The organism is Bacillus sp. YH3-2-B2, from assembly GCF_053663335.1.
In genome coordinates this window covers 371,419-385,056 of the sequence record NZ_JBSJQE010000003.1, presented here as the reverse complement: position 1 = coordinate 385,056, position 13,638 = coordinate 371,419, and the positions used below count along the sequence as shown (strand labels likewise).

Annotated in this window: 13 protein-coding genes; 8 read left to right on the top strand and 5 right to left on the bottom strand. The window is 45.5% G+C overall.

The window, feature by feature from the left end:
- Positions 1-63: 63 nt before the first annotated feature.
- Positions 64-1,533 carry a glucose-6-phosphate dehydrogenase gene (zwf, locus tag ACWJJX_RS11945; protein ID WP_053573216.1) on the bottom strand — a complete coding sequence of 490 codons (1,470 nt, stop codon included), beginning with the start codon at positions 1,531-1,533 and terminating at the stop codon, positions 64-66.
- 208 nt (positions 1,534-1,741) lie between these two features.
- Between zwf and rnz the strand changes: the two genes are divergently transcribed.
- A complete protein-coding gene (gene rnz / locus ACWJJX_RS11940) occupies positions 1,742-2,668 on the top strand; it encodes a ribonuclease Z (protein ID WP_326375336.1) in 927 nt (308 codons plus the stop codon).
- A 78-nt stretch (positions 2,669-2,746) separates the two neighbouring features.
- The gene (rpmG, locus tag ACWJJX_RS11935) at positions 2,747-2,896 is read left to right on the top strand and encodes a 50S ribosomal protein L33 (protein ID WP_003153246.1); all 150 of its coding nucleotides are present in this window, start codon (positions 2,747-2,749) and stop codon (positions 2,894-2,896) included.
- Positions 2,897-2,945: 49 nt separating this feature from the next.
- Here the strand turns inward: rpmG and ACWJJX_RS11930 are convergent, their stop codons facing one another.
- The 3 genes from ACWJJX_RS11930 to ACWJJX_RS11920 all read right to left on the bottom strand — a co-directional run bounded on the left by ACWJJX_RS11930 (position 2,946) and on the right by ACWJJX_RS11920 (position 5,312).
- Positions 2,946-3,719, bottom strand: coding sequence for an alpha/beta fold hydrolase (locus tag ACWJJX_RS11930; RefSeq protein ID WP_043867272.1), 774 nt, complete (start codon positions 3,717-3,719; stop codon positions 2,946-2,948).
- Positions 3,720-3,832: 113 nt separating this feature from the next.
- Positions 3,833-4,849: an NADPH dehydrogenase NamA gene (gene namA / locus ACWJJX_RS11925; protein WP_003153250.1), complete on the bottom strand. Its 1,017-nt coding sequence runs from the start codon at positions 4,847-4,849 to the stop codon at positions 3,833-3,835.
- A 139-nt stretch (positions 4,850-4,988) separates the two neighbouring features.
- Positions 4,989-5,312, bottom strand: coding sequence for a GlpM family protein (locus ACWJJX_RS11920; protein ID WP_015240166.1), 324 nt, complete (start codon positions 5,310-5,312; stop codon positions 4,989-4,991).
- A gap of 138 nt (positions 5,313-5,450) precedes the next feature.
- Here ACWJJX_RS11920 and ACWJJX_RS11915 point away from each other — a divergent pair, with 138 nt between their 5' ends.
- Positions 5,451-6,329 carry a LysR family transcriptional regulator gene (locus ACWJJX_RS11915; RefSeq protein WP_070082078.1) on the top strand — a complete coding sequence of 293 codons (879 nt, stop codon included), beginning with the start codon at positions 5,451-5,453 and terminating at the stop codon, positions 6,327-6,329.
- Between the two features lie 340 nt (positions 6,330-6,669).
- Here ACWJJX_RS11915 and loaP read toward each other — a convergent pair whose 3' ends face one another.
- Entirely contained in the window at positions 6,670-7,200 is a 531-nt protein-coding gene (gene loaP, locus ACWJJX_RS11910) for an antiterminator LoaP (RefSeq protein ID WP_003153257.1), read from the bottom strand.
- 734 nt (positions 7,201-7,934) lie between these two features.
- On the opposite strand from loaP, the gene fabD reads away from it, so the two are divergent.
- The 5 genes from fabD to ACWJJX_RS11885 are packed head-to-tail and all read left to right on the top strand — an operon-like array spanning position 7,935 to position 13,623.
- A complete protein-coding gene (fabD, locus tag ACWJJX_RS11905; RefSeq protein WP_191073196.1) occupies positions 7,935-10,193 on the top strand; it encodes an ACP S-malonyltransferase in 2,259 nt (752 codons plus the stop codon).
- 39 nt (positions 10,194-10,232) lie between these two features.
- Entirely contained in the window at positions 10,233-11,213 is a 981-nt protein-coding gene (locus ACWJJX_RS11900) for an LnmK family bifunctional acyltransferase/decarboxylase (protein ID WP_204529735.1), read from the top strand.
- Positions 11,214-11,237: 24 nt separating this feature from the next.
- The gene (locus ACWJJX_RS11895; RefSeq protein ID WP_003153264.1) at positions 11,238-11,510 is read left to right on the top strand and encodes an acyl carrier protein; all 273 of its coding nucleotides are present in this window, start codon (positions 11,238-11,240) and stop codon (positions 11,508-11,510) included.
- Positions 11,507-12,871 carry a long-chain fatty acid--CoA ligase gene (locus ACWJJX_RS11890; protein WP_077722568.1) on the top strand — a complete coding sequence of 455 codons (1,365 nt, stop codon included), beginning with the start codon at positions 11,507-11,509 and terminating at the stop codon, positions 12,869-12,871. Before ACWJJX_RS11895 ends, ACWJJX_RS11890 begins: the two co-directional genes overlap by 4 nt.
- Positions 12,872-12,885: 14 nt before the next feature.
- Positions 12,886-13,623: an SDR family oxidoreductase gene (locus ACWJJX_RS11885; RefSeq protein ID WP_003153268.1), complete on the top strand. Its 738-nt coding sequence runs from the start codon at positions 12,886-12,888 to the stop codon at positions 13,621-13,623.
- Positions 13,624-13,638 lie beyond the last annotated feature (15 nt).

Here is a 13,638-nt window from a genome sequence, read left to right as displayed (position 1 = left end):
GCTTTTCCTGATATTAAAAACCGCGGGCCGTCATGAACGGCGCCGCGGTTTTTTAATTTTTTCTTATATATTCCACCAGTGGAGGCCGTCTTTTTCAAGAAGATCGTCCGAAGCTTTCGGTCCCATTGACCCGGCTTCATAATTCGGAGAAAGGGTTTTGTCGGCTGCCCACGTTTCGGAAATCGCATCGACGAAATTCCAGGAAAGCGCCACTTCGTCCCAATGGGCAAAGTTTGTCGCATCACCGAGCAGACAGTCATGGATTAATTTTTCATAGGCTTCCGGTGTGTTCATTTCATCACTGCAGTTGCTGCAGTAATCCAGCTTAATCGGCTGAGCATGAGCGGCTCCGCCTAATTTTTTAGCGTTCAGATATAGTGTGATGCCTTCATCCGGCTGAATATGGATGACAAGCAGGTTCGGATTTACATTCGTTTCATTGCCGTAATAAAGGTTCATCGGAATGTCTTTAAATTGAACGACGATTTTCGTTGATTTTTCTTTCATCCGTTTCCCTGTGCGGATATAAAACGGAACGCCGGCCCAGCGGAAGTTATCGATTAACAGCTTTCCGGACACGAATGTTTCCGTATTGGAATCCGGTGCTACATTTTGTTCATCTGTATAGCTCGGTACAGCGTTTCCGTCAATCTTTCCCGCTTGGTATTGTCCGCGGACGAAGAAGTCACTCACTTCGTTTGGAGCGACAGGGCGGAGAGCTCTCAGCACCTTCACTTTTTCGCTGCGGATTTCTTCCGTGTTCAGTTTAATCGGCGGTTCCATCGCCAAGAGAGCGACCATTTGTAAAATATGGTTTTGAACCATATCACGGAGTGCGCCTGATTTTTCATAATATCTCGCACGGTCTTCAACGCCGAGATCTTCACTTGACGTAATCTGGATGTTTGAGATGTAGCGGTTATTCCACAGCGGCTCAAACAGCGCATTCGCAAACCGGATGACTTCGATATTTTGAACCATTTGTTTGCCTAAGTAATGGTCGATCCGGTAAATTTGATCTTCCGTGAAAGCTTCGCGTATTTCTTTGTTAAGCTCTTTCGCACTCGGCAGATCATGGCCGAACGGTTTTTCAATGACGAGACGGGACCAGCCATTTGTCGCTGTGACACCTTCGTTTTTAAGTGATTTTGCGATCGTGCCGAAAAACTCAGGAGCCATCGCCAAGTAAAACATTCTGTTGTTCGGGATTTCATATGTATGTTCAAGCTGATCCAGCAGGACATTCAGCTCCTGATAGGAACCCGGATTCGTTACATCAAACGGATGGTAATAAAAATGAGATGTGAAATCGTCTATGTCTTTTTGCCCGGCAGAAGAAACAGACGTTTTAACCGTTTCCCGGAGGTCCTCGTTTGACCAAGGTCTTCTTCCAACACCTACAACTGCAAACTCTTCACCAATTTGACCATTTTTATATAAACGGTGAATGGATGGGTAAAGTTTTCGTTTTGCCAAATCCCCTGTGGCACCAAATATTACAATTACTGCTTTTGGTTTGTCGTTTGTTTTCACTTAGAGTACCTCACTTTATCTGAAGCATGGTTTAAAACCCCGCATATTTCCTTCATTTTAAATCTAAAATTCGTTGAAAGCAAACATTTCAGCCTGTTTTTTGCGGTTTGCGGAAAAAAATTAATCAGGCCGGAGAAGGCCCGGGTGAATTCACATTTTCAGTCTGATCCTGTATCCTTAGTAGTACAAAGATCTAGGAGGAAGCATTGTGGAATTATTATTTTTAGGGACGGGGGCCGGCATGCCGGCAAAGACGAGAAACGTAACGTCCGTCGCGCTGAAGCTTCTTGAAGAAAGGCGTTCCGTATGGCTGTTTGATTGCGGAGAAGCCACTCAGCATCAGATATTACATACAACAATCAAACCGAGGAAAATAGAAAAGATTTTCATCACCCACCTTCACGGCGACCATGTTTACGGTCTTCCGGGTCTGTTGGGGAGCCGTTCATTTCAGGGCGGTGAAGAAGAGCTGACGATTTACGGGCCAAAAGGCATTAAAGCCTTTATCGAAGCAAGCCTGAACGTGACGGCGACTCATCTGACGTATCCTCTTACCGTACATGAAATCGAAGAGGGGACGGTTTTTGAAGATGAGCACTTCATTGTTACCGCAGCATCCGTCATTCACGGTGTGGAAGCGTTCGGCTACCGGGTTCAGGAAAAGGATATTCCCGGCGCATTGCAGGCCGGCAGATTGAATGAAATGAATATCCCGCCCGGACCCGTCTATCAGAAACTTAAAAAAGGCGAAACGGTCACACTTGACGATGGCAGAATCATTAACGGGCGGGATTTTCTGGAATCCCCGAAAAAAGGGAGAATCGTCGCTTTTTCCGGGGATACGAGGGCATCAGAGCGGGTAACGGAGCTTGCGCGCAATGCGGATGTGCTTGTTCATGAAGCGACGTTTGCCAAGGAAGATGCAAAGCTCGCACATAATTATTATCACGCGACGACAGAACAGGCTGCGCAAACGGCAAAAAAAGCAGGCGCCAAACAGCTGATCTTAACTCATATCAGCGCAAGGTATCAGGGTGAATCGCCGATAGAGCGTCTCGAACATGAGGCGAAAGCGGTATTTGAGAACAGTAAGATCGCATTTGACTTCATGGAGGTCACTGTGGAGCGGTCTTAAAAAATAGACGCTTGACATTTTTTTCTGATGAGATATAATAAAACGTAATAATTACGATTTATATAAGGGGTGAAAATGATGCGTGTGAATGTTACATTGGCCTGTACAGAGACAGGGGACAGAAATTATATCACGACGAAGAACAAACGGACGAATCCGGACCGGTTAGAAATGAAAAAGTATTCACCCCGGTTGAAAAAGTATACTTTGCATCGTGAGACAAAATAGATCACGATAACAAAAGCCATTGTGCCGTTGCACAATGGCTTTTGTTTTATCAGTTTACCGCCTGATAGGCAGGAGCATTCATTTGCTGGCGCACCGCGCACCAAACATCATAAATGGCAAGGTGGACGATGTGCGGTTCATCGTGGTGAATGGCATGAGAACTGTTTTTGGCCTGAATCCATCCGCTTTGATAAGAGACATCAAGCATGCTTCTGTGCAGTTTCACCCATTGTTCATGAGCGTGCTTTAAGCGCTCATCCCGCTCTCCCGATGATAAAATCAACAGCGGCATATCGCCGAAGTGAATCTGCTGATGCTGGATCTGCCTAAGGCTCGTTAAAAATTCCGCGTGTGATCCTTCCAATTTGAACTGTTTCAAATAGGCGGCCTTCATTTCTTCAGGAAGAAGCGGAAGCACTTTCGTCTCCTGATCCTCAGAAACCGGATCAAGCAGCACCATCCCGAGAATATCCCGGCGGTTCCGGCTCGCCCAAAGTCTGCTGATAATCGTGCCGTATGAATGCGAGACGACAAGGTAAGGAGGCTTGACGCCGGCCTTCAGAAGAAGAGCGTTTAATTCCTGTACCATATGGTCCGCCGTTCTCTTGTTTCGGCTTCGTCCGCTTTTGCCGATTCCGGCTCTGTCATATGTGAAAACCCCAAATTCTTCATCTATGTCAGCGAGTAATGATGTCCATGTTTCAGAAGAAGTGCCGTAGCCGGCTTCAAAGACGATCGTCACTTCGCCGGCGCCTTTACGGTGTTTCGTATAAAACGGACACCCGTCAATCAGATATGTCCTTTCCATCCATGCTGCTTTCATTGGAGTCATCTCCTCTAATTGGTTCTATAGGGAAGACGGAGAAGCTTCGGCAATCGTTTCTCGAAAAATAAAAAAAGAGACAGCCGGATCGAAAAACTCCGGCTGTCACTTCATCACCATGCTCTGTCGTATTGGACCGGTGACGGTATTTCAGTATTCAGCTGCTTCGCTGCACTCCTTGCAAAGTGCGGATCGCGCAGAAGTTCTCTCGCGACAAAAATAAGGTCAGCGCGGTTGTTTTGCAGAATTTCTTCCGCCATTGTTCCCGTCGTTATCAAACCGACGGCGCCTGTTGCAATTTCGGCCTGTTCACGGATTTTCTCCGCGAAGCTCACTTGGTAGCCGGGGAAGACGTTAATATCAGCTTGAACGAGTGCGCCTGAGCTGCAATCAATGAGGTCGACTCCCTGTTCTTTCATCCACTTCGCAAAACCGATATGATCCGCAATGTCCAGCCCTTTGTCTGTATAATCCGATGCAGAAATACGGACAAATAACGGGCCGTCCCAGACTTCCTTGACGGCTTCAATAGTCTCGCCTAAGAAGCGGTAGCGATTTTCATGTGAGCCTCCGTATTCGTCTGTACGGTGATTGGACAGAGGGGACAAAAATTCGTGCATTAAGTAGCCGTGTGCGGCATGAAGTTCAATAATGTCAAAGCCGGCTTCTTTCGCGCGCGCCGCTGCCTGTTTGAATTCCTGAATGGTTTCTTTAATTTGTTCTGTCGTCATTTCAGCCGGTGTTTTGGATTGCTCATCGAACGGAATGGCTGACGGAGCGTAAATGTCTCCCTCAAGCTCAGCTTTACGTCCGGCGTGCGCAAGCTGAATGCCGATTTTAGATCCTTGCGCTTTCACTTGTTCCGTCAGTTTGGCAAAACCTTCGATATGATCATCGCTCCAAATGCCCAAATCCTGATCGGAAATGCGCCCCTGAGGATTAACGGCTGTCGCTTCCACGATAATCAGGCCGACCTGTCCGATTGCACGCGATATGTAGTGCGCCATATGAAAAGGCTGCAGTTTTCCGTCCTTCTCATGTGAGGAATACATGCACATCGGTGCCATAACAATACGGTTTTTGATCGTTACATCTTTAACGGTCCATGGTGTGAATAATTTTCTCGCCATTTATTTCGCCTCCCGGAATGTTTTTAGACATTGATTATAACAACTCATGATCATTCAGTCATATAAACTGCTCACAACTGAACAGATCGTTCTTATTGTTCTGGACGGGCATTTTTTTATACACAGCGGTGCTGTATCTTCATAACAGGCATTTACAGCCGATCATATAGCAAATATAGATGAGAAACGCACCGATGACTGCGTGGCCTCCTTTGAACCAGTTTGTCAGGATGAAAATACTGCTGATGAAGATCACTGCGCCGAAGGCACCGAATATTCCGTTTTTTTGAGCGGCTCTGAAATCGTCGGGGCTCATATTTTTCAGCTGCAAGTGAATATTCAGTAACGTCATGATCGGCAGCAATGTGATAACGCCTGATAAAAATAAGTATTTCGACTTGCTTAAATACGCGGCGGCCACCATAACGGTGCCGCCGATAAAAAATTGAATGAGAAAACTCATGCTGAAACGCTCACCTTCTGTTTGTTATTAAGTATAATGATGGAGACATTGCCATTTTATTTTTGATTGATGTATAAGTAAACTAAATATAACTAATGCATTGGATAATAAGTAATGATATCTGGGAGATGAAGCCGGTTGGATTTAAAGAAGCATTTAGCCTTTATTAAAACGGTAGAAAGCGGCAGCCTGACCCAGGCCGCTGCCATATTGAATTACACACAGCCGAACATCAGCCAAATGATCAGTAAATTAGAGGAAGAGTACGGTTTTCCGCTTTTGATCAGACAGCGGCATGGAGTGAGGCCCACCGCAAATGGCTTGAAAGTGTTACATATTATGAAGGAAATTCAAAAAAACTATGAAAAACTGTCTCAAACCGTTGATAATATTAATGGGTTAGAAAGAGGGGAAGTCCGGCTCGGCACTGTTACGAGCGTGGCGGTAAAATGGCTGCCGAAAATCTTGAGGGAATTTAATGAGCTGTATCCTTCTATTAAGGTGCATTTGTTTGAAGGAAATTCTACTGAGCTGGAACAATGGCTGAAAGATGACCGGATTGATGCGGCGATCGGGACATCCCACAGCGAGAAGTGGCATTTTTACCCGTTGGCCGAGGACCCGATTGTAGCGGTGATGAGCCCGCAGCATGAATTGGCGCAATGTGAAACGGTTCCGTTACATGTCATGGAATCCGTCAAATGTATCGTGCCTTATCCGGAGACACATTTTGATGTGCTGAAAGTGCTGAAGGAAGAAAAGATCACACCGCGGGTCGCTTATCAAATCAGAGGGGATGAAGCGATAATTGCAATGGTGCGGAACAATCTGGGGATCAGCATCCTGCCGCAGCTTTTGGTGAATGATTGTGATGTGCTCATCAAACGGTTCGACCGGTATGTCTCCAGGCAGCTCGGCATTTTGACAGCTCATGCAAAGGAGACGCAGACACCTTCTGTCCAGAAACTGATTCAATGCATACAAGAATGGGTTGCGGTCCATCAGGCTTCTGTCTGAAGAAGCCTGATATGCGTTTAAGCCGGTTCAGGATAATAGACCAGCATAAAATATGTCACCGGTTCATCCGAGGAATGAAAATAATTGTGCGGCACCGCCCGAAGTCAGCACATGGTTTTCGTCATGAAGCTCAACCGTCAATTCACCGCTCTTGATTAAAATGGATTCCCCTAAATGTGATTTTGTCTCATAGGCGCAGCCCGGCTTCAGGTCAACTATGCCTTGAAAACAAAAATTTGACCGTGACGGTGGTGAGCGGGGTTATTTTGATGTCGGGCTTTCGTCTGTTTATATAAAAAGGGCATCAACGGCACATGCTGTTGATGCTTTTTTTGAAATGCTAGGGTTTGGAGAGCACTTCAATTCCGACGTTGACCATTTTGTCCAGTCCCATAAAAGACAGGCAGATTTTGGCGCGTCTTTTTCTTTTATCGATCTTTTTAATAATGCCTTCCATTCCTTTAAGAGGCCCTGAGGCAACGGTTACTTTTGAATTTTCAATATAGACTTTTGAATAATCTACAGTGTCTCCTTCTCCGATCAGCCTGATAATAGGGAGGATTTCTTCATCCTTAATTGTCGTGAAATAGGTTTTACGCTCTTTGGAATAATATGCGCCGTTATTCACGATTCTGCATGAAATGGGGAGTTCTTTGATTTTATGAAATGTCCGCTCTGTCATCTTTGTTTTAAACAGAACATATCCCGGAAACATCTTTTTGAGTGCCTCGTATTTGATTCCGGCTTTTCGTTCTGTGACTTTTTTCTTGGGTATGATTGAGTAGAGAGCCTGCTCATCAAACTGCAGACGCAGAAATTTTTGAACTGCTTCTTCTTTTCCCGACTCTACAAAAAGTGCGTACCATTTCATGACTGGATCCTCCTTAGAATAATAAGAAATTATTATACAAAGAAAGTATTTAATGGATAGTATTTAAAGTGATTAAAAAATTTTCTAATTCGTCTTTTTTTTACATAATATATGAAAATGAAAAATAAGTATAGACCCAATTGACAGAGAGGTGATGAATTTTCTTTGACATGAAAAGGGTTCAGGGAATTATCTGACATTTATCCCGAAACAATTATGCCGACTGTCCACCGAACATAAAACTGTGGAATAAATGTCAGAAAATAACGAAATAAAGCCTTGACATTATTATCTATAAATTGATATTATTCTCTTTAAATAGCAACTATTTGTTAAATTTATTAAATTAAAGTAAAGCACCTATTAAATTTCAATCGCTGTTTCGGCACGTTGAAGAGGAAATAGGGATTATAAAAATGATTGCAGTGTATATATCTACATATACATGATAAGGGAGAAGTGTGCCGTCATGGCTGTTTTCGGGCATATTGGCACTGCAGCTTGTCATGCGAAACATTCTGTAAACAAGCAAGATGTCTTTATATAAATTATGTTAGAAAAGGAAAACACAATGCGTTTGCGATTTTTAAACCTGTGCTGAATCGCAAACGCGTTTGTGTTTTTATTTTTATGGCGGTGTTTACACCAGTCAATATATGAAATGAGCGAGACGTTTTTGCATTGAGAACCACATGTGATATTCAAATTGACAATGCGGAAAGGATGAGGATAAGATGCTTACGTTTGTGTTCCCGGGGCAGGGTTCTCAATTTAAAGGAATGGGAGCCGGGCTGTTTGATGAATTTCAAGATCTGACACGTCAGGCTGATGACATATTAGGCTACTCTATAGAAGAATTGTGTCTGGAGGATCCGAATCATCAGCTGGGGAAAACGCAATTTACCCAGCCGGCGTTATATACGGTAAGTGCACTCAGTTATTTAAAGAAGATTAAAGAGTCCGGCAGAGAGCCCGATTACGCCGCAGGGCACAGTTTAGGAGAATATAATGCGTTATTTGCGGCCGGCTGCTTTGATTTTAAGACCGGTTTGCAGCTTGTGAAAAAAAGAGGGGAGCTCATGAGCAAGGCAGCTCCCGGAGGCATGGCGGCGGTTTTGGGGTTTACGGCTGAACAAGTAAAAGAGGTTCTATCCGATTATCATCTGACCGGCATTGATATCGCTAACCACAATTCACCTACGCAAATTGTGATCGCCGGAACGAAACAAGACATTGAAAAAGCGGGCCCCGTCTTTGAAAAAGCCGGCGTGAGAATGTATCTTCCTTTAAATGTGAGCGGCGCCTTCCATTCCCGCTATATGAAAGATGCTGAAAAAGAGTTCGCGGATTATTTAGAAGAAACGGCGTTTATGCCTCTTCGTTTTCCGGTGATTTCAAATCTTCATGCCGCACCTTATAAGAATGATGAAATCAAAACAAATCTGACTTTGCAAATGACCAATCAGGTAAAGTGGACGGACACGATACGCCGTCTGATGGGGCTTGAAAATAATGAAATTGCAGAAGTCGGGCCCGGGGAAGTGCTGACAAAACTGACGCGGCAGATTAAAAAAGATGCCGTCCCATTACCAATGCCGAAAGAAGAGTCTGATACTGCTGATGTTAAAGCATCGGCAGCTGATTCACAAAAAACGGCGGGAATGAGATTAGGGAACGAAGATTTTAAAAAAGATTATAACATCCAATATGCTTACATGACGGGCTCCATGTACAGAGGAATTGCTTCGGAACAGATGGTCATTAAAGCGGCAAAAGCGGGAATGCTGGGCTTTTTCGGAACGGGCGGATTGAGTATCGAACGGATCGGACAGGCCATCGGAACCATCCGGTCTGCACTGCGGCAAGGGGAAACATTCGGAATGAATCTTCTTCATCATATGATGTCACCTGACAAGGAAGTCAGAATGATAGATTTATATTTGAAAAACGGCATTCATCTTATTGAAGCATCGGCATTTATGGGCATAACCCCGGCTCTCGTGATATACAGGGCAAAGGGATTAAGCAGGAATCATGACGGGTCGGTGTCAGTTCAAAACAGAATCATCGCGAAAGTATCCCGGCCTGAAGTCGCTGAGGCCTTTCTGAATCCGGCTCCGGCTCATGTGCTGGAAAGACTTGTGTCTGACAATCGGCTGACAGCCGGGGAAGCGGCGCTTGCAAAAGAAATTCCGATGGCTGATGACATTTGCGTTGAAGCGGATTCAGGAGGGCATACCGACCAAGGGATTCCGTATACATTAATGCCTGCCATGATCAGACTCAGAGACCGCATGATGGAGAAGCACGGGTATGCGAAAAAAGTAAGAATCGGCGCAGCGGGCGGCATCGGCACTCCGGAAGCGGCTGCTGCCGCGTTTCTGCTCGGCGCCGAATTTATCGGAACCGGTTCTATTAATCAATGCACGGTCGAAGCCGGGACAAGTGATTCAGTGAAAGATCTGCTTCAGGAAGCGAACGTGCAGGATACGTCATACGCTCCCGCGGGAGATATGTTTGAAGCGGGTGCAAGGGTGCAGGTGCTGAAAAAAGGCCTGTTTTTCCCGGCAAGAGCCAATAAACTCTTTGACTTGTACAGACAATACAATTCTTTAGATGAAATAGATGAAAAAACGAAAACATTAATTGAAGATAAGTATTTCCAGCGCAGTTTTGAGGAAGTGTATGAGCAGTTGAAACGTGATAAATCTCCTGAACAGATCGCCAAAGCCGAACAGAATCCGAAACACAAAATGGCGATGGTATTTAAATGGTATTTTTCCCATACGACGAGACTCGCTCTGGAAGGAAAAAGCGAAAGTAAAATAGATTACCAAATTCATTGCGGCCCTGCACTCGGGGCGTTTAATCAATGGGTGAAAGGAACCCCGCTTGAAAATTGGAGAAACAGGCATGTCGACTTGATCGGCAAACAGCTCATGGAAGAAACAGCCGGCCTTCTTGCGCAAAGGCTGGTATCGATTACAGGCTGAGTATGACCAGACATTACATTTTTTCTGCGGAGGACTACCATGCTGATTGAAAATCATGAATTAACGATGAGCCATGTCGGGTTAGGGAATTTGAATGAGTACGCGCTGCTGCTGTTATTCGGCAACGCACACAGTCACCATTTAACGGACGGAACGGGATTCCGGCCTGATCAGATGGCCGATCACCAAGGGCTGATTTTGTATCCGGCTTATTTTATGACACATCTCAAAGTTCCTTCAGATAAGCCTCTTGATCAGTACCGATTATGGGACGAGGTTTCCGTCGGAGTCGATATCTCCCGGTTTGGAGAAACCATATTAGAATCTGATTATTTGTTCGGGCCGAAAGGAGCGGTCAGCTCTGATAAAAGCGAGTGGGACCGCGGACGGTTTCCTTCTATGAAAGCCAATAGTTTAATTGTCGTCGACGTCACGCAAACAGAAGGTTCGACCCGCAAAGTCTCAGCGCCGAAGGCTGAATGCATTGCGGAACTTTCTAAGCTAGCCAAGCCGCCTTACGCGCTGATGCGGTCAAAGAAAATCAGAACGGACGCTTTCGGTATGGAGCCGGGCAACCTCAAAACAGCGGACCCCGTTTCATATCGGGTTCCTGTTGATCAGGATGCTGCGCCGGGGCATGCCATGGTGTTTGCGAAATTCAGCAAGATAATGGATGCGGCGGAATTTGAATGGATGACGCGCCGGTCGAAGCCGGGTTTTCCGGTTTCAATCGCGCGGCATTTATTTTTGCTTGAAAGAGAGACGTATTATTACGGAAATTGTTTTGCAGATGAAGAGCTTGATATTTATATGACGGGACACATTGAAGAATGCGATCCCGACTTTCACGGTGAGTCCCTCGGTATGATCTCAGTGGCGAAAATCAGCTATCAGATTGAAGTCTATATGAAAAGGAATCATACATTGCTGGCCATTTCCAAGGTGGATAAGCTGCTGGCGGTGCCGACCTCTTCACAAGATCATATTCCGGATTATAAACGGGTCATCAGAAGTTTATAAAATGAAGAATGGAGCTGAAAGCAAATGGAACAAACCAAGGAAATGAAGCAGATCATCGCTCAAATTATTCAGGATATTCAAGAACAGCAGTCGTATCGGGCCGTCGAAGCGGGAGATGATGTGAGAGTCATAGAGGATCTGGGCTTCTCATCACTGGATATCGCTCAATTAGTCGCACAGATGGAGATGGAAACCGGAGTAGATCCTTTTTCCCAAGGAGAAACGATTTCCAGCATTACAACCGTCGGCAGCATTTGTGATATTTATCAAAAATATATGGACAGTGCTCAATCATGAAAACAGAAAGCAGGGGAGATATCAGCTGGGTGACTGATAAGCTTCGGGAAACGCAGGACAGTGAGTTTCTCATTTTTAAAGGGCAGACTTTTACGTATGATGATTTGCTGACACGAATCAGCTTTTTTCAGAAAGAACTTGAACAAAACGGAATACGTAAAGGAGAATGTGTGGCGCTTATCGGGGATTATTCCCCGAACGCCATTTTTTTGCTGATGGCGCTTTTGTTAAACCGAAATATCGTTGTCCCTCTCAGCAATGAATCAAGGGAGAAGCATCTCGATATGTTTGAAGACGCGAAAGTGAATCAAATCATTGAAATAAATGAAAATGACAGCTGGACGCTTCGTGAAGGTTCTGAAAGCGCCTCTCACCCTCTGCTTGATGACCTGCGCGAGAGAGGGGAGTCAGGCATTATTATTTTCACATCGGGAACCTCCGGCAAAAGCAAAGCATCCGTGTTAAGCGCCGGCCGGCTGCTTGAAAAATACAAAACGGCGAAGAGAAAACCGCTGCGTACGCTCATTTTTCTGAAATTGGATCATATAGGCGGCATTAATACGCTGTTTGCGATTCTGTTTAACGGGGGGACGATCGTCACATCAGACAGCAGAACGCCGGAGTCCGTTTATCAGGCGGTCGACAAACATGCTGTCCAAGTGCTCCCCGCCACCCCGACCTTTTTAAACATGCTGCTGATGTCCAAGGCGGATGCCGGCTATAACCTGTCTTCACTCCAGCTGATCACTTACGGCACAGAACCGATGCCCCAATCAACGCTGCGCGGCATTCACCGGCTGTTTCCGGATGTACGGCTGAAACAAACATACGGATTAACTGAACTGGGTATATTCTCAACGAAATCAAAAGACAGCCAATCCACTTGGATGAAAGTAGGCGGTGCCGGAACAGAGACCAAAATTACCGGAGGCACGCTTTGGGTCCGTTCTGAGTCGGCGATGCTCGGCTATTTAAACGCACCCTCACCTTTCGATGAAGACGGCTGGTACGACACCGGTGACCAGGTGGAAACAGACGGCGAATATATAAGAATTCTCGGAAGAAAGAGTGAAATCATTAATGTGGGAGGAGAGAAAGTGTTTCCGGCAGAGGTGGAAAGCGTCTTTCTGGAGATACCGAATGTCCGGGATGTTCTCATAACGGGCCGAAAAAATCCGATTACGGGCGAGATTGTCGCGGCAGAGGCCGTGCTTGAAAAAGAGGAAGATATCAAATCTTTCAGAAAGCGGGCCGTAGCTCATTGCAGACAGAAGCTGCAGCCATATCAGATACCGCAGATCATCTCTGTTACAGATCGGAAACTGTCTAATGACCGATTTAAAAAAATAAGAAACGTGTAAAACAGGAGGCAAATATGAATAACGGAAAAGTAGCGGTCGTCAGCGGAGGTAGCCGGGGGCTCGGAAAAGCGATTGTACAGGCGCTTTTGGATGAGAATTACAAAGTAGCCGCTTTCAGCCGCAGTGAATCTGATTTTATTAACACATTGAGAGAGAGTGAAAAGTACCGTGACCGCTTTTATTGGGAAGCGGCGGATGCGGCGGATGATGCCGCCATGAAACAGTTTGTTCTTCAAGTATACCGCAAGTTTTCCAGAATAGACGGCTTGGTCAATAACGCCGGTTTGAACCTTGATCAGCTGCTGCCCCTGACCAATGATGAAGACATTGACCGCATCCTCAATCTGAATATCGGTTCAGTCATCAAGCTGACCCGAAACGTTTCCCGGGTCATGCTGAAACAAAATTCCGGATCAATCGTTAACATAAGCTCCATTATCGGTTCAAGAGGATTTAAAGGCACTTCAGTCTACAGCGCATCCAAAGCGGCTCTTGACGGCTTGACGCGAAGCCTGGCCAGGGAGCTCGGGTCCAAAGGAATCCGTGTCAATTCACTTGCGCCCGGTTTTGTGGACACCGATATGACGAAAAATATGCCGGAAAAACAAAAATCGCAGATTATCAGAAGGACGCCGATGGGGCGTTTAGGCGAAACAGACGATATGACCGGACTCGTTCGTTTTCTGCTTTCTCCTGAATCGTCCTTTATGACCGGACAGACAATGGCAATAGACGGCGGATTAACTTGTTAAAGCACAGAAAAATTC